Genomic DNA, 14,525 nt, shown 5'->3' on the forward strand with positions numbered 1-14,525 from the left:
CTACGCCAGGCTCCAGCTCCGCAGTTCCTCCGCGATGGCCTCCACACCGGCGGTCCCGTCCTTGACGAGGCGGGCGAGATCGCGGACCTGCTCCGGCGAGGTGCTGACCTTCAGCCCGCTCGCGATGAGATAGGCGTAGGCGACGGCCGAGGCGAACACGGCGTTGGACCGCTCCAGCGCCGGCACGTGGAGCAGCAGTTGCAGCAGGGCGGCCGCGCGGCTCTGCGGATCGGTGTAGACCGGGACGCCGAATATCTCCGCCTCGTGCCGGCTGACGGCAGCGACCAGGGCGCCCCAGTCGGTCACGGCCGGATCGCCGGGGGTGTTCTGCTCGGCCACCATGAGCAGCCAGGAGAGATCGATACGGAAGGTCAACGGCGGGTGCGCTCCTCGCCGAACTCCTCCGCGAAGACCGATTCGTACTGCTTCATGAAGTCGGCGGCCGCCTCGACGAAGGCCCGGCCGGCCTCCCCGGCGTCCTGCCGGACGAGCTCCTCGATGTAGCGGTTCACGCTCACGCCCCGCTGGAGGGCGCGCTGCCGCGCGGTCTCGGCGGTCGTCTCGTCCACACGGACGTTCAGCTGGGTCTTGGCCACCCCACCAAGCTAGCACTTGCGCGCTATCATCAACAAGGGGTATCGGCCCGTCCAGCGGGCCCCTACCCTCGGGACCTCCGGGGGACGCCACACCGAGCCGGGAGAGGGCCATGCCCACGCTTGCACAGGAGACCACCCACGACTCCGCGGACGGACGGCCCCCGGCCGCCCGGGCCGAATCGCTCACCAAGGCCTTCGGCTCCGGCGAGACGGCGGTCATCGCGGTCGACGCCGTGGACGTCACGATCGAACGGGGCCGGTTCACGGCGGTGATGGGCCCCTCCGGTTCCGGGAAGTCCACGCTGATGCACTGCCTGGCCGGACTGGACTCGGTCTCGGCCGGCCGGGTCTGGCTGGGCGGCACCGAGATCACCGGGCTCAAGGAGCGGGATCTCACCCGGCTGCGGCGCGACCGGATCGGCTTCATGTTCCAGTCGTTCAATCTGCTGCCGACGCTGACGGCGGCCGAGAACATCACGCTCCCGATGGACATCGCGGGCCGCAAGCCGGACCGCGCCTGGCTCGACCGGGTGATCGACACCCTCCGGCTGCGGGACCGGCTCTCACACCGCCCGTCCCAGCTCTCCGGCGGCCAGCAGCAGCGGGTGGCCTGTGCGCGGGCCCTGGCCTCCCGCCCCGAGCTGATCTTCGCGGACGAGCCGACCGGCAACCTGGACTCCCGGAGCGGGCGGGAGGTGCTGCGCTTCCTGCGCGAGGCCGTCGACGAGCTCGGGCAGACGGTGGTGATGGTCACCCACGACCCCAACGCCGCCGCCCATGCCGACCGCGTGCTCTTCCTGGCCGACGGGCGCATCGTGGACGAGATGGCGGAGCCGACCGCCGAACGGGTGCTCCAGCGGATGCGCCTCTTCTCCCCCGGTCCCCCGCCGCCCGGCGAGAGCGGCGGACCGGAGAGCTGAGCCCGGGCCGCCATACCGCCGGGCCCGGCCCCGGAGGGCGGAGCGCGTTCGCCACCGCTCCGCCCGCCGTTTTGCTGAGCCTTTACTATGGTGGTTCCCCCGGGCCTCGCGGCCCCCCGCCCGCATGACGAAAGGTGTGAGCGTCCGCCCATGGGCGAGCCTCCCAGTAGTGACCATCGCGCGATCCTCCGTTCCCCGGCCCACCATGGGAGGAGGTGAACCCGATGATCGAATTCCTGCTTCTCGCCCTGGCTCTCCTCCTCTCACTGGCCTGCGGCGCCTTCGTGGCGGCGGAGTTCTCGCTGACCACCCTGGAGCGCGGCAGCCTGGAACGGGCGGTCGAGAACGGTGAACGCGGCGCGGAGAGCGCCCTGAAGGCCGTCCGCAATCTGACCTTCCAGCTCTCCGGCGCCCAGCTGGGCATCACCGTCACCAACCTGGTCATCGGTATGCTCGCCGAGCCCTCCATCGCGGCGCTGCTGCGCGAACCGCTCACCGCCGCCGGGGTGCCCGACGGGGCCGTGGGCTCCGTCGCCCTCGTCACCGGCACGGCCCTGTCGACCCTCGTGCTGATGGTGGTCGGCGAGCTGGTCCCGAAGAACTGGGCGATCTCCAGCCCGCTGCCGGTCGCCAAGGCCGTCGCCACACCGCAGCGCGCCTTCAGCGCGGCCTTCCGCCCGCTCATCGGCCATCTCAACAACTCCGCCAACCGCCTCGTCCGGAGGATGGGCCTGGAGCCCGCCGAGGAGCTGGCGTCCGCCCGCGGCCCGCAGGAGCTGGTGGCCCTGGCCCGGCACTCGGCCAAGGAGGGGGCCCTGGAGCCGGACACGGCCGAGCTGTTCGTGCGGACGCTGAACCTCTCGGAGCTGAGCGCCGAGAACGTCATGACCCCGCGGGTGCAGGTCATGGCGCTCGATGTGCAGGCCAGCGCGGAGGACGTCGCCAACGCGACCCGCGCCACCGGCCTCTCCCGCTTCCCCGTCTACCGGGGCAGCCTCGACACGGTCGTCGGCATCGCCCACATCAAGGACGTCCTGGCGGTCCCCGCCGAGCGGCGCGCGCGTCATCCGGTGACCGAGCTGCTGCGCGAGCCGCTGCTCGTGCCGGAGTCGCTGACCGTGGACCGGCTGCTCGACCGGCTCTCCGGCAAGCGCAGCATGGCCGTCGTCATCGACGAGTACGGCGGCACCGCCGGTGTCGTCACCCTGGAGGACATCGTCGAGGAGGTCGTCGGCGAGGTCCGGGACGAGCACGACCCGCTGGAGGCGCCCGACCTGGCGCCGGCCGGCACGGACGCGGAGGGCCGGGAGCTCTACGCGGCGGACGGCGCGGCCCGTACCGACCAGCTGGAGAAGATCGGCCTGCGCGCCCCCGAGGGGCCGTACGAGACCCTGGCCGGGCTGGTCGCCACGGAGCTCGGCCGGATACCGGCCGAGGGCGACCGGGTGGAGGTGGCCGGCTGGCGCGTCGACGTGGTGGACGCGTCGGGACGCCGGGCGGCCCGCGTGCTGCTGCACGCGCCGCTGCCCGTACACGGCGAACAGCACCCCGAGGAGGCCTCCCGATGACCGCGGTCCAGCTTTTCGTGGGTCTGCTGACCCTGGTCGCGAACGCCTTCTTCGTCGGTGCCGAGTTCGCGATGATCTCGGTCCGGCGCAGCCAGGTGGAACCGCTCGCCGAGGAGGGCAACCGGCGCGCCAGGAGTGTGCTGTGGGGACTGCAGCACGTCTCGGCGCTGATGGCCGCCGCGCAGCTGGGCATCACGCTGTGCACCCTGGTGCTGGGTGTGGTCGCCGAGCCTGCGATCGCCCATCTGCTGGAGCCGCTGTTCGACGCGGTGGGCGTGCCGCACGGCCTGGTGCACCCCATCTCCTTCGTCATCGCGCTCGCGGCGGCGACGTATCTGCACATGCTCTTCGGCGAGATGCTCCCGAAGAACATCGCGCTCGCGGCGCCCGTGCGGACCGCGCTCGCCCTGGGCCCGCCGATGGTGGCCCTGTCCCGGGCGCTCCGCCCGGTGATCTTCTCCGTCAACGCCTTGGCCAACACGCTGCTGAAGCTGCTGCGCGTCGAGCCGAAGAACGAGGTCGCGGCCACGTTCTCGGACGACGAGCTGGCCCGGATGGTGGCCGACTCCCGTGAGGCCGGGCTGCTGGACAAGCGGTCGACGGAGCGTCTGCGGGATGCCCTGGAACTCGGCCGGCGGCCCGTACAGGAGGTCGTCAAACCGGTGGCCAATGTGGTCGCCGCTCCGCTCGGCATCACGCCGGAGGGCCTGGAGAAGCTGGCGTGGGAGTCGGGGTTCTCCCGCTTCCCGGTCGTGGACTCGGGCCGCCGGATCCTGGGCTACCTGCATGTGAAGGACGCGCTGGACGCCCGGCCGCGGGATCTGCCGTTCCCGGTGGCGGCGATGCGGCCGATCGCCCGGGTCCGGGCGGAGACGCCGCTCGACGACGCGCTGGGAGCGATGCGCGGTTCCAGTACCCATCTGGCCGCGGTGATCGGAGCGGACGGCAGGCTGGCCGGTCTGGTCACCATGGAGGACGTGCTGCGGGAGCTGGTCGGGCGCACGCCCGCCTGATCGCGGAGCACCGGGGGCCCGGGCGTCCGGCGGGAACGCCGGCGCCTGGGCCCCGGGGTGCCGGGCGCCCGGGCGCGGTGCCCGGCCCGGGGCAGGCGTCCGGGGTATGCGCCGGGAGCCGGCGCGCGGGCTCAGTCCCGCTCTTCGGCGGGCGGCGCCGGGGCCGGGACGGCGGTGGCCGGAAGGGCCGGAGCGGGAAGGGCCGGAGCGGGGAGGGAGAACCAGACCTCCTTGCCCCAGGGGGTGCGGTCCGCGCCCCAGTCGCAGGCCATGAGGTCGACCATCGACATGCCCCGCCCGTCCTCGTCGTCCGCGGTGGCGCGGCGGACCCGGGGCAGTTCCCGGCTTCCGTCGCCGACCTGGCAGCAGACCGACCTGCCGCGGACGAGGGTCAGGTGGACGGGGCCGTGCGCATGGCGCAGCGCGTTGGCGACGAGCTCGCTGACCAGGAGTTCCGCGGTGTCCGCGAGATCACCGAGCCCCCACCGGGACAGGGTGTGGCGCACGGCCCTGCGGGCGAGCGCGCACGCCTCGCCCGACCGCGGCAGCGGCCAGGGGCCGGCCCGGCCGGTGTCGGGCTCCGGTGCCGCCGGCTCGGAGGCCGGGCGGCACACGGGCACGGGGCGGCTGGGCCAGCGCGGCCTCGGCGGGTCCACCGGGGTGGGGGTGGTACATGGGATCTCCACTACGGCCCGGCTGTCCGGACGACAAGGGCTCAGCGGATCGAGCGCGCCGTGTGCGGCACGGGAAGGTTCGCGACGCTGCGAGGCTGCCACGCGGCTGTTCCGCCCGGAACTCCGGGCAGAGAAAAGCTGCGGGTTACTTCCGCGTAAAACAATAAAATGCGTTTACCTGGAAGTAAAGCGTTCATGACCGATCTGTTCCTGACGCTCCGCCGGACATCGCCGGGCAGGCCGCGAGCCTCCCGGGGTCAGGTCCCCCCGGGGTCAGAGCGGACCGAACCGTGCGATGAGCATCGCCAGCACGATCGTCAGCACCCAGCCCGCGATCTGCTCCAGCAGCGGGTGGTCGTCGTCGGACGGTCCGCCGGTACGGGCGGCCACGACAGCGGCAGCGGTCATCAGCGCACACTCCTTGCCGATCGGTCCCGCCGGGGCGGCCCCGCCACGGGGTGGCGCGGGCCGGCGGGACGGTTGCGGAAACGGACCGGCGACGGGGACGGCCCGGGGTACCGGACAGCGCCGGGGAACAGCACCCATACCGGTACCGGTCGGGCGACAATAGACCCGAATCGCGCGGCCCGCTGTGACCCGTGACTCATCCCGCCCGGCATCCTCCCCGCCCCCCGGCGGGCGTAGGATTTCCGGCGTCATGCAGATGAATGCCTCCTACACCAGTTTTGTCGCCCTGGGCGACTCCTTCACCGAGGGCATGTCCGACCGCCTGCCGGACGGCAGTTACCGGGGCTGGGCCGATCTCCTCGCGGCGGACCTGGCCGCCCGGACGCCCGGTTTCCGCTACGCCAACCTGGCGGTGCGCGGAAAGCTCATCGGCCAGATCGTGGACGAACAGGTGGACGTCGCGGCGGCGATGAACGCGGACCTCGTGACCCTCGTCGGCGGGCTCAACGACGCCCTCCGCCCCAAGTGCGACATGGGCATGGTCCGCGCCCGGCTGGAGGAGGCCGTCACCAAGCTCGCCCCCAACTGCGGCCGGCTGGTGCTGATGCGCAGCCCCGGGCGGAACGGCCCGGTGATGGAACGCTTCCGGCCGCGCATGGAACAGCTCTTCGGCTTCATCGACGAACTGGCCGAGGCGCACGGCGCCCTCGTCGTGGACCTCTACGGCCCGGGGGCGCTGGGCGACCCGCGGCTGTGGGCCGTCGACCGGCTCCACCTCACCACCGAGGGCCACCGGCGGGTCTCGGAGGCGGTCTGGCAGACGATCGGCCTGGAGCCGCGCCGGGACTGGACCGAACCGCTGCCGCCGGTGCAGCCGGTGAGCTGGTACCGGCGGCGGAGCAGCGACCTGCGGTTCGCCCGCGAGCATCTGCTGCCGTGGATCGGCCGCCGGCTGACCGGGCGCTCCTCCGGCGACGGGCTGATGCCCAAGCGCGGCGACCTCCTGCCGTACCCGTACGAACTCTGAGCGCGCTCCCGGCGGTGCCGTTCCCGGGCGGCGGCCGCCCGGGAACGGGAAAGGCCGACCGAGGAGGCCGGCGGACGGGGCGCGGAGGCGGGCGGAGGCCCCGCCGGACCGGCCCGTAGAATGCCGTCACGTGACCTCCAAGCCCCGTATCCCGAACGTTCTGGCCGGCCGCTACGCCTCCGCGGAGCTCGCCGCCCTGTGGTCCCCCGAGTACAAGGTGACGCTGGAGCGCCGGCTGTGGCTGGCCGTCCTCCGTGCGCAGAAGGATCTCGGCATCGAGGTGCCGGAACAGGCCCTCGCCGACTACGAGCGGGTGCTCGACCAGGTGGACCTGGCGTCGATCGCGGAACGCGAGAAGGTCACCCGGCACGATGTGAAGGCCCGGATCGAGGAGTTCAACGCCCTCGCCGGCCATGAGCACGTCCACAAGGGCATGACCTCCCGGGACCTCACCGAGAACGTGGAGCAGCTGCAGATCCGTCTCTCCCTGGAGCTGGTGCGGGACCGCGCGGTCTCCGTGCTGGCCCGGCTGGGGCGTCTCGCCGCCGAGCACGCGGAACTGGTGATCGCCGGCCGCTCGCACAACGTCGCCGCGCAGGCGACCACCCTCGGCAAGCGGTTCGCGACGGCCGCCGACGAACTGCTGGTGGCGTACGGCCGGCTGGAGGACCTCCTCGGCCGCTATCCGCTGCGCGGCATCAAGGGCCCGGTCGGCACCGCGCAGGACATGCTCGACCTCCTCGGCGGCGACGCCGCGAAACTCTCCGAGCTGGAGCGGCGGGTCGCCGGCCACCTCGGCTTCGGCCGGGCCTTCACCTCCGTCGGCCAGGTCTACCCGCGCTCGCTGGACTACGACGTCGTGACGGCGCTGGTGCAGCTGGCCGCCGCGCCGTCCTCACTGGCCAAGACGGTCCGGCTGATGGCCGGGCACGAGCTGGTCACGGAGGGCTTCAAGCCCGGTCAGGTCGGCTCCTCCGCCATGCCGCACAAGATGAACACCCGTTCCTGCGAGCGGGTGGGCGGCCTCATGGTGATCCTGCGCGGCTACGCCTCGATGACCGGCGAGCTCGCCGGCGACCAGTGGAACGAGGGCGACGTGTCCTGCTCCGTGGTGCGCCGCGTGGCCCTCCCGGACGCGTTCTTCGCCCTGGACGGCCTGCTGGAGACGTTCCTGACGGTGCTCGACGAGTTCGGCGCCTTCCCCGCGGTCGTCTCCCGCGAGCTGGACCGCTATCTGCCGTTCCTCGCCACCACCAAGGTGCTGATGGGCGCCGTGCGGGCCGGGGTGGGCCGGGAGGCCGCGCACGAGGTCATCAAGGAGCACGCGGTCGCCTCGGCCCTGGCGATGCGCGAGAAGGGCGCCGAGCGCAACGAACTGCTGGACCGGCTCGCGGGCGACGAGCGCATCCCCCTGGACCGCCCGCAGCTCGACGCGCTGATGGCGGACCGCCTCTCCTTCACGGGTGCGGCGGCGGACCAGGTGGCATCGGTCGTGGCCCGGATCGAGGAGATCACGGCCGCGCGCCCGGAGGCCGCCGCGTACACCCCGGGAGCGATCCTCTGAAGGGCGGGGAGTCCCGGGCGGGGCGGCGGCATCCGGCACGCCGTCCGCCGTCCCGCCCGAGCCAGGAGGAACTGGAGGCGGCCCGCGACCGCACCGTCGACGATGTGATCGCGCACAACCTGCGGGTGCTGTTCTGCGGTATCAACCCCGGTCTGATGTCGGCGGCGACCGGTCACCACTTCGCCCGGCCGGGCAACCGCTTCTGGCCGGTGCTGCACGCCTCCGGCTTCACCCCGCGGCTGCTCCGGCCCGACGAGGAGCGGGAGTTGCCCGCTTACGGGCTCGGCATCACCAATGTCGCCGCGCGCGCCTCGGCCCGGGCGGACGAACTGAGCGACGAGGAGATGCGCGAGGGCGGGCGCCTGCTCGCGGAGAAGGTGCTGCGGTACCAACCGCGCCGGCTCGCGGTGCTGGGGATCACGGCCTACCGGGTGGCCTTCCGGGACAAGGCGGCGGTGATCGGCCCGCAGGCCCGGGTGATCGGCCGGACGCGGATCTGGGCCCTGCCCAATCCGAGCGGCCTCAACGCGCACTGGACGACGGCGACGATGGCGGAGGAGTTCGCCCGCCTGCGCGAGGCCGCCGAGCGGGACGAGCAGAACGACCGGGACGAGCAGGACGGGTGGCCCGGCCCGCCGGGCCGGTGAGCGGGCCCGAACGCCGTGAGGGCGGCCGGGGCACGGCCGTGACGGCGCGCCCGCCGGGTCCGAAGACCCGGGAGACGACAGCACCGGTGCCGGACCCCGACGAGGTGGGGTCCGGCACCGGTGCGCGTCCGGTACTGCCGGCGGGTGTTCCGTCAGCTCTCGCCGCGGGCCGCCCGGCGGCGCATCAGCAGGACGCCGCCCGCGCCCAGCAGCACCAGGGCCGCCGCGGAGGTGCCGATGACGGCGGAGGCGCCGGTCTCGGCGAGGTCCTCCTTGCCGCCGCCTGACGGGTTCTGGCCGGCCGTATCGGCGGCCGTGGGCTCGTTCGACGGCTCACCGGTCGTCTCACCGGTCGTCTCGCCGCCCGGCTCGGTGGACGGCTTGCCCGAGGGCTCCTCCGACGGCTCGCCGGAGGGCCCGCCGGACGACCCGCCGTTGCCGCCCTCGTTCTCGTCCTCGTCCTCGCAGTCCGTCCGGAAGACCTTCTGCTTGGCCTTGCCGTTCTCGCCCTCGAAGTTCCAGACGAGCTTGTAGTGGCCGTCGGGCAGCTTCAGGTCGTCGCTGCGGCCGTGCCCCTCGGCGTCAAGGGTCAGGGTGCCGGACTCGGCCTCCGTGCCCAGGGTGCCGGTGGGCGGCATCTGGAGGATCTTCCACTCGATCTGCTGGCCGCCGTCGAACTTGAACGCGTCCAGGTAGAAGACGCAGACGTGCGGCTCGTTCTTGACGAACTCCTCGCCGGTCTCGGCGTCGTGGATCTTGACGGTCCCGTTGTCACCGGGCGGGGTGGCGTACGCGACGGGGGCCAGCAGCAGGGATGCCGCTGCGGCCGCTGCCACCGCACACGCCGAAGTGAGGCTGCGCATGGATCACCAGGTTTTCGAGAAAAGCGCCGGAAGCGGGGGGTGACGCCTCAGCTTCCAGCCATCTGTTCGTACAGGTCAAGCCAATCGGCCACCGCATCAGCACCATTGAGCCCGCGATGTCCCTTTGATCACCGGTAACGATTCAGCCTAGGGCACTCGTTCGACGTACATCCGCTCGAAAGAGGACATCGAAGCCGGCGAGCCGCGGCGCTCCGGCGGCGGCCGCGTGCGTCACCCCCGGGTCTCCGGGCTTCCCCGGCCGTCCCGGTCTTCGCCGTCCGGATCCTCCGGGTCCTCCTCCGCCACGACCGCCAGCAGCCGGAGCGGTAACTCGCGGCCCTGCCGGCCGAGTCCGACGGCGAGCCAGCGGCCCCCGGCCCGCCAGGCGTACAGCACGCCGACACAGCCGCACAGCGTCGCCAGCGGCTCGGGAACCGCCTCCCCCTCGGCCGAGCGTATGAGGTGTTCGGTGAGGTCCAGGACCCGCGGCTCGCCCCAGCGCCGGGAGAGCAGGACGACCAGCGCCTCGCACTCGGCCTCGAACTGCTCCTCCGCCTCCCGGATCCGGGAACCGTCGTCCTCCCAGAACTCCTCGCTCACCCGCAGATCGGCCAGGTGGAAGCCCGGTCCGCCCTCCGCGCCGCGGGAGGGCCCGCCGCGCGCCGCCGGGAGGGGACGGGCGCGCAGCCGGTCGATCGCCGCGAGCTGTTCCACTGTGCTCATGGGTCCAGTGAACTACCCGTCACCGACAACCGGCCCCGGGGACACGGGAGTCGGGCGCCCCGGCCCTCGACACGCCCGCGCCGCCGGCGCCCCGGGGCCGGTGTGGCAGGCTTCCGGCAGACCGGTACACGGAGGTGTGGGGCATGGGGCAGGTCACCGTCGTCACGGGAGGCGGCCGCGGCATCGGAGCGGCGGTCGCCGTCCGTCTCGCGCGGGCCGGACACGCGATCGGCATCGGCTACGAGAAGGCACGGGAGACGGCGGAGGAGACGGCGGAAGCGGTGCGCGCCGAGGGCGCCGCCTGTGCGACCGTGCGGGTGGACACCAGTGCGGAGGACCAGGTCGATGCGCTGTTCGACACAGTGGCCGCCGAACTGGGCCCCGTCACCGGCCTCGTCAACAACGCCGGGATCACCGGGCCGCTGGGCCGGTTCGCCGAGACGGACCCGGAGGTGATGCGGCGGGTCCTCGACGTCAACGTCATGGGCGCCCTGCTGTGCGCGCGCCGGGCGGTGCGCGACCTGTCGACGCGCTACGGCGGTGCGGGCGGGGCGATCGTCAACATCTCCTCGTGCGCGGCCACCACGGGCAGCCCCGGCGAGTACGTCCACTACGCGGCGACCAAGGCGGCCGTGGACGCGATGACGAACGGGCTGGCCAAGGAGGTGGCGGCCGAGGGCATCCGCGTCAACTCGGTACAGCCCGGGATGATTCTCACCGGTATGCACGCCGCGATGGGCGACCCCGAGCGCCCCTGGCGCAACCCGGACCGGGTGCCGATGCGGCGCCCCGGCGAACCGGAGGAGATCGCGGGCGCCGTCGCCTGGCTGCTCTCGCCCGAGGCGTCGTACACGACGGGCGCGGTGCTGCGCGTCTCGGGCGGCCTCTGATCCGGCGGCGCAACCGCCGGCGTCGCGGCCGGGGCGGCGCGCGGTCGGACGGCGGGGACGGAGCGGCCGGGCACGTGCGCCGGTGCGCGGGCCGGGCCCGCCGCGCCGCGACGGCTACACCGCGACGGCCGCGAGCTTCTCGGGGTTGCGGACCAGGTACACGCAGGCGATCCGGCCTTCGGCGGTGACGTCCACGGAGACGACCGTGTCCGGCCTGCCGTCCACCAGGACCAGCACCGCGGGCGCCCCGTTGAACTCGCGGCGCACGAACTCCACGGCCGGGCCGTCGAGTTCCCCGGCCACGGCGGCGAGGAAGCGGGCGATCTTCCCGGCGCTCTCCATGACACGGAGCGGTGCCTTGGCCCGTCCGCCGCTGTCGCCGACCAGCCTGGCGTCCGGGGCGAGCAGCTCCAGCAGCGCCCCGAGGTCCGCGCCGGCAGCCGCGGCGAGGAACCGCTCGGTGAGTTCGCGCTGCTGGTCCGGGTCGGCCCGGTAGCGCGGCTTGCGCTCACCGACGTGGCGCCGGGCGCGGGCGGCGAGCTGCCGGACGGCCGCCGGTTCCCGGTCCAGCGCCCGGGCGATCTCCGCGTACGGGAAGCCGAAGGCCTCGCGCAGCACGAACACCGCCCGCTCCAGCGGCGACAGGGACTCCAGCACGACGAGGACGGCGAACGAGACGGACTCGGCCAGCACCGCCCGGTCCCCCGCGTCCGGCACCGCCCCGGCGAACTCGGGGCCCACCGGCTCGGGCAGCCACGGTCCGACGTAGGTCTCGCGCTGGGCGCGCAGCTTGCGGAGCCGGTCGAGGGCGAGCCGGGTGGTGATCCGGACGACATAGGCACGCGGCTCGCGGACCTCCGCGCGGTCGGCGGCGGACCAGCGCAGCCAGGCCTCCTGCACGGTGTCCTCGGCGTCGGCGGCCCGGCCGAGCATCCGGTAGGCGACACCGGTCAGCAGCGGGCGGTGCTCCTCGAAGACATCGGTCGCGGTGTCGGTGGCCACGGACCCATCCCAGCGGACGGCCACGGGAGTTGTCCAGGCGCCGCGGGACCGTGGGACCCGGGCCGCGGGCGTGAACCCCGGCAGGGCCCGCGGTGCGTGCGATCGGCGCGCCACGACGGCCCTGTTCACGCTCCGGGTCCGGGGAGCCGGGCGACGCATGCGGCACCGGACGGTACGACGGATTCCAGGGTCCTCGCCGCCCCGGCCGGGGCGCCACCGTGACCGCCCGGCACAGCAGAGGGCCTCCCGCTCCTCACCGGGCGCCGGAACCGGCCCCCGAGCCACCGCAGCGCACCGCCGGCCGGCTGTCCCGCCGGCCCTCACCGGGCCCGCCCCTCGCGCGCCCGGCACCGCCGTCACCGTGGACCCCGTCCGTGCAGGCTGCCTGCGGAGGCACCTCCGGTGTGGCGCAGGCGCTGACACTGCCGGCCCTGGTGCTGCGCGACCGGGGCCGGCCACCCACCGTCCGCTGTCCGACTTCGGGGCGGCACCGGCCGGGGACGGCTCCGTCCGGCTGGTGCTCGGTTACGCGCGTCTGCCGCCCGCGGAGATCGAACGGGCGGTGCGCCTGCTGCCCGCGGGCTGACGGCGCACTGCTGAGCCGCCGCGCCGGCCGGCGGCCTTCCGCCGGGCGCCACCCGGTTGTTCACTGTCCGTTCGGGCGTGCGGCATCCGGTGCCGATAGCAATCCCGTGGCACAGCACACCACCGCCCGCCGTCCGCCCGGACGGCGGGCGGACCGGAACGACAGGAGGCACCAGATGGCGCGGGAACCCGGGGGCATCGTCGGACGGCGGTCGGTTCTGCGAGGGGGCGCGGCCGCGTCGGCGGCGCTCGCCCTGCCCGGGGCGGCCGGGCTCGTGGCGGCGCCGGCCCAGGCGCGGTCGGGGCGGCCGGCCGCGCGGTGGGGGGTGCAGACCGGTGATGTGACGGCCTCCTCAGGGCTGGTGTGGGTCCGCTCGGACCGGCCGGCCAGGATGATCGTCGAGACCTCGGCGACCGAGTCGTTCCGGAACGTCCGGCGCCGCACGGGACCACTGCTCGGCCCCGGCACGGACTTCACGGGCACCACACCGCTGCAGGGGCTGCCGGCCGGCCAGGAGATCCACTACCGGGTGCTGCTCGCCGACCCGGACGATCCGCGGCGCACGGGCGAGCCGGTGTACGGCAGCTTCCGCACGGCCCCGGCCCGCCGCCGTCAGGGGGTGCGCTTCCTGTGGTCGGGCGACCTCGCCGGGCAGGGCTGGGGGATCAATCCCGACCGCGGCGGCCTGCCCATCTTCGACGAGATGCTCCGCCGGGACCCGGACTTCTTCCTCAACAGCGGCGACACCGTCTACGCGGACGGCCCGATCCAGCCGGCGGTCACCCTCCCGGACGGCCGGGTCTGGCGGAACGTCACCACGGAGGAGAAGTCGAAGGTCGCCGAGACCCTCGACGAGTACCGCGGCGCGTTCCGCTACAACCTGCTGGCGGAGAACCTGCGCCGCTTCAACGCCCGGGTTCCGGGCCTCGTCCAGTGGGACGACCACGAGGTGGTCAACAACTGGTACCCGGGCGAGATCCTCACCGACGACCGCTACACCGAGAAGCGCGTGGACGTCCTCGCGGCCCGCTCCCGGCGGGCGTTCGCCGAGTACTTCCCGGTGCGCACCCTGCGCCCGGACGGTGACGGACGGCTGCACCGGGTGGTGCGCCACGGCCCGCTGCTCGACGTCTTCGTCATCGACATGCGCACGTACCGGAACGCCAACTCCCCCGGTCGGCAGCCGCGGGAGGAGCAGGGCATCCTCGGCCGGGAGCAACTCGCCTGGCTCAAGCGGGAACTGTCCCGCTCCCGGGCGGTGTGGAAGGTGATCGCCTCGGACATGCCGCTCGGGCTGGTCGTGGCGGACGGCTCCGCCGACTTCGAGGCCGTGGCGCAGGGCGACCCCGGCGCGCCGCTGGGCCGCGAACTGCAGATCGCCGAACTGCTGCGGCACATCGGGCACCACCGGATCACGGGTACGGTCTGGCTGACGGCCGACGTGCACTACACCGCCGCGCACCACTACGAGCCGTCACGGGCCGCCTTCCAGGACTTCGCCCCGTTCTGGGAGTTCGTGTCGGGCCCTCTCAACGCGGGCGGCTTCCCGGCGGTCGGTCTGGACGCCACCTTCGGTCCGGAGCAGGTCTTCGTGAAGGCGCCCGACCGCGCCAATGTGTCGCCGCTGGAGGGCGGCCAGCACTACGGCGAGGTGGAGATCGACGGTGACAGCGGTGCGCTGACGGTGCGGCTGATCGAGGAGGGCGGCAGGGTGCTCTTCACCAAGGTGCTGCAGCCGGGCCTCGTGGGGCAGTAGCTCTCCCGGGCCTGGCGGAGTCCGGTACGGCCCCGGCCGGTCGGGGCGCGCTGCCTGCCGTCGCCGCCGACTGCGCCGAGCGGACCGGGCCCCGCGGAGAGATACCCGGCCTGGCCGGACTCGCCGCCCGGCGCGGCTCCTCCCGTCTGGTCACCCGGGCGCGGAGGCTGACGGCAATACGGGGGCGGCACCGGCGGTGGAGGTGGTGGGCCGCGTCGCCCACCACCGGTCCCCGTCCCCCTCCTCCCCACCACGCCGGCGCCCCGGGCGGAAGCAGGGGGAACGCGG

General features: G+C 73.8%; 15 protein-coding genes. 8 read left to right on the plus strand and 7 right to left on the minus strand.

Going from position 1 to position 14,525, the window contains the following annotated elements; translation table 11 throughout:
• Entirely contained in the window at positions 1-375 is a 375-nt protein-coding gene (locus E4N63_RS01040) for a fic family toxin-antitoxin system, toxin component (protein ID WP_125623369.1), read from the minus strand.
• Positions 372-596: an antitoxin gene (locus E4N63_RS01045; RefSeq protein WP_230239662.1), complete on the minus strand. Its 225-nt coding sequence runs from the start codon at positions 594-596 to the stop codon at positions 372-374. The genes E4N63_RS01040 and E4N63_RS01045 overlap by 4 nt, the downstream gene beginning before the upstream one ends.
• Positions 597-706: 110 nt before the next feature.
• Between E4N63_RS01045 and E4N63_RS01050 the strand changes: the two genes are divergently transcribed.
• From E4N63_RS01050 to E4N63_RS01060, 3 genes are all read left to right on the plus strand, one after another.
• Positions 707-1,516, plus strand: a complete 810-nt coding sequence (locus tag E4N63_RS01050) for an ABC transporter ATP-binding protein (protein ID WP_125623370.1) — start codon at positions 707-709, stop codon at positions 1,514-1,516.
• Positions 1,517-1,740: 224 nt separating this feature from the next.
• Entirely contained in the window at positions 1,741-3,084 is a 1,344-nt protein-coding gene (locus E4N63_RS01055; protein ID WP_125623371.1) for a hemolysin family protein, read from the plus strand.
• Positions 3,081-4,097 carry a hemolysin family protein gene (locus E4N63_RS01060; protein ID WP_125623372.1) on the plus strand — a complete coding sequence of 339 codons (1,017 nt, stop codon included), beginning with the start codon at positions 3,081-3,083 and terminating at the stop codon, positions 4,095-4,097. The genes E4N63_RS01055 and E4N63_RS01060 overlap by 4 nt, the downstream gene beginning before the upstream one ends.
• 131 nt (positions 4,098-4,228) lie before the next feature.
• Here the strand turns inward: E4N63_RS01060 and E4N63_RS01065 are convergent, their stop codons facing one another.
• A complete protein-coding gene (locus E4N63_RS01065; RefSeq protein ID WP_230239663.1) occupies positions 4,229-4,753 on the minus strand; it encodes an anti-sigma regulatory factor in 525 nt (174 codons plus the stop codon).
• A gap of 291 nt (positions 4,754-5,044) precedes the next feature.
• The gene (locus E4N63_RS01070; RefSeq protein WP_019708318.1) at positions 5,045-5,179 is read right to left on the minus strand and encodes an SCO1431 family membrane protein; all 135 of its coding nucleotides are present in this window, start codon (positions 5,177-5,179) and stop codon (positions 5,045-5,047) included.
• A 250-nt stretch (positions 5,180-5,429) separates the two neighbouring features.
• Here E4N63_RS01070 and E4N63_RS01075 point away from each other — a divergent pair, with 250 nt between their 5' ends.
• The 3 genes from E4N63_RS01075 to mug all read left to right on the plus strand — a co-directional run bounded on the left by E4N63_RS01075 (position 5,430) and on the right by mug (position 8,417).
• Positions 5,430-6,206 carry an SGNH/GDSL hydrolase family protein gene (locus E4N63_RS01075; protein ID WP_125623374.1) on the plus strand — a complete coding sequence of 259 codons (777 nt, stop codon included), beginning with the start codon at positions 5,430-5,432 and terminating at the stop codon, positions 6,204-6,206.
• Positions 6,207-6,336: 130 nt separating this feature from the next.
• Positions 6,337-7,770, plus strand: a complete 1,434-nt coding sequence (gene purB / locus E4N63_RS01080; RefSeq protein ID WP_125623375.1) for an adenylosuccinate lyase — start codon at positions 6,337-6,339, stop codon at positions 7,768-7,770.
• Positions 7,771-7,874: 104 nt separating this feature from the next.
• On the plus strand, positions 7,875-8,417 hold the full coding sequence (gene mug, locus E4N63_RS01085) for a G/U mismatch-specific DNA glycosylase (protein ID WP_230239664.1): 543 nt from the start codon (positions 7,875-7,877) through the stop codon (positions 8,415-8,417).
• A gap of 152 nt (positions 8,418-8,569) precedes the next feature.
• Here mug and E4N63_RS01090 read toward each other — a convergent pair whose 3' ends face one another.
• The gene (locus E4N63_RS01090; protein ID WP_125623376.1) at positions 8,570-9,280 is read right to left on the minus strand and encodes an LPXTG cell wall anchor domain-containing protein; all 711 of its coding nucleotides are present in this window, start codon (positions 9,278-9,280) and stop codon (positions 8,570-8,572) included.
• Between the two features lie 231 nt (positions 9,281-9,511).
• Positions 9,512-10,003, minus strand: coding sequence for a hypothetical protein (locus tag E4N63_RS01095; protein ID WP_230239665.1), 492 nt, complete (start codon positions 10,001-10,003; stop codon positions 9,512-9,514).
• Between the two features lie 143 nt (positions 10,004-10,146).
• Between E4N63_RS01095 and E4N63_RS01100 the strand changes: the two genes are divergently transcribed.
• Positions 10,147-10,893, plus strand: a complete 747-nt coding sequence (locus tag E4N63_RS01100) for an SDR family oxidoreductase (RefSeq protein WP_125623377.1) — start codon at positions 10,147-10,149, stop codon at positions 10,891-10,893.
• Between the two features lie 114 nt (positions 10,894-11,007).
• On the opposite strand, the gene sigJ is transcribed toward E4N63_RS01100, so the two are convergent.
• Positions 11,008-11,895 carry an RNA polymerase sigma factor SigJ gene (gene sigJ, locus E4N63_RS01105; protein WP_230239666.1) on the minus strand — a complete coding sequence of 296 codons (888 nt, stop codon included), beginning with the start codon at positions 11,893-11,895 and terminating at the stop codon, positions 11,008-11,010.
• 761 nt (positions 11,896-12,656) lie between these two features.
• On the opposite strand from sigJ, the gene E4N63_RS01110 reads away from it, so the two are divergent.
• Positions 12,657-14,237 (plus strand): alkaline phosphatase, encoded by a 1,581-nt coding sequence (locus tag E4N63_RS01110; protein ID WP_125623379.1) that lies wholly within the window; start codon positions 12,657-12,659, stop codon positions 14,235-14,237.
• The last annotated feature ends 288 nt before the right edge of the window (positions 14,238-14,525 follow it).

The organism is Streptomyces sp. MNU89, from assembly GCF_020982505.1.
In the GTDB taxonomy this organism is placed as follows: domain Bacteria; phylum Actinomycetota; class Actinomycetes; order Streptomycetales; family Streptomycetaceae; genus Streptomyces; species Streptomyces xinghaiensis.

Bases quoted from the DNA above. Each gene is read 5' to 3' on its own strand.
- E4N63_RS01070 (WP_019708318.1), bottom strand. From the start codon at position 5,179: ATGACCGCTGCCGCTGTCGTGGCCGCCCGTACCGGCGGACCGTCCGAC.
- E4N63_RS01110 (WP_125623379.1), top strand. From the start codon at position 12,657: ATGGCGCGGGAACCCGGGGGCATCGTCGGACGGCGGTCGGTTCTGCGA.
- E4N63_RS01055 (WP_125623371.1), top strand. From the start codon at position 1,741: ATGATCGAATTCCTGCTTCTCGCCCTGGCTCTCCTCCTCTCACTGGCC.
- E4N63_RS01050 (WP_125623370.1), top strand. From the start codon at position 707: ATGCCCACGCTTGCACAGGAGACCACCCACGACTCCGCGGACGGACGG.
- E4N63_RS01090 (WP_125623376.1), bottom strand. From the start codon at position 9,280: ATGCGCAGCCTCACTTCGGCGTGTGCGGTGGCAGCGGCCGCAGCGGCA.
- E4N63_RS01075 (WP_125623374.1), top strand. From the start codon at position 5,430: ATGCAGATGAATGCCTCCTACACCAGTTTTGTCGCCCTGGGCGACTCC.
- E4N63_RS01100 (WP_125623377.1), top strand. From the start codon at position 10,147: ATGGGGCAGGTCACCGTCGTCACGGGAGGCGGCCGCGGCATCGGAGCG.
- E4N63_RS01095 (WP_230239665.1), bottom strand. From the start codon at position 10,003: ATGAGCACAGTGGAACAGCTCGCGGCGATCGACCGGCTGCGCGCCCGT.
- E4N63_RS01060 (WP_125623372.1), top strand. From the start codon at position 3,081: ATGACCGCGGTCCAGCTTTTCGTGGGTCTGCTGACCCTGGTCGCGAAC.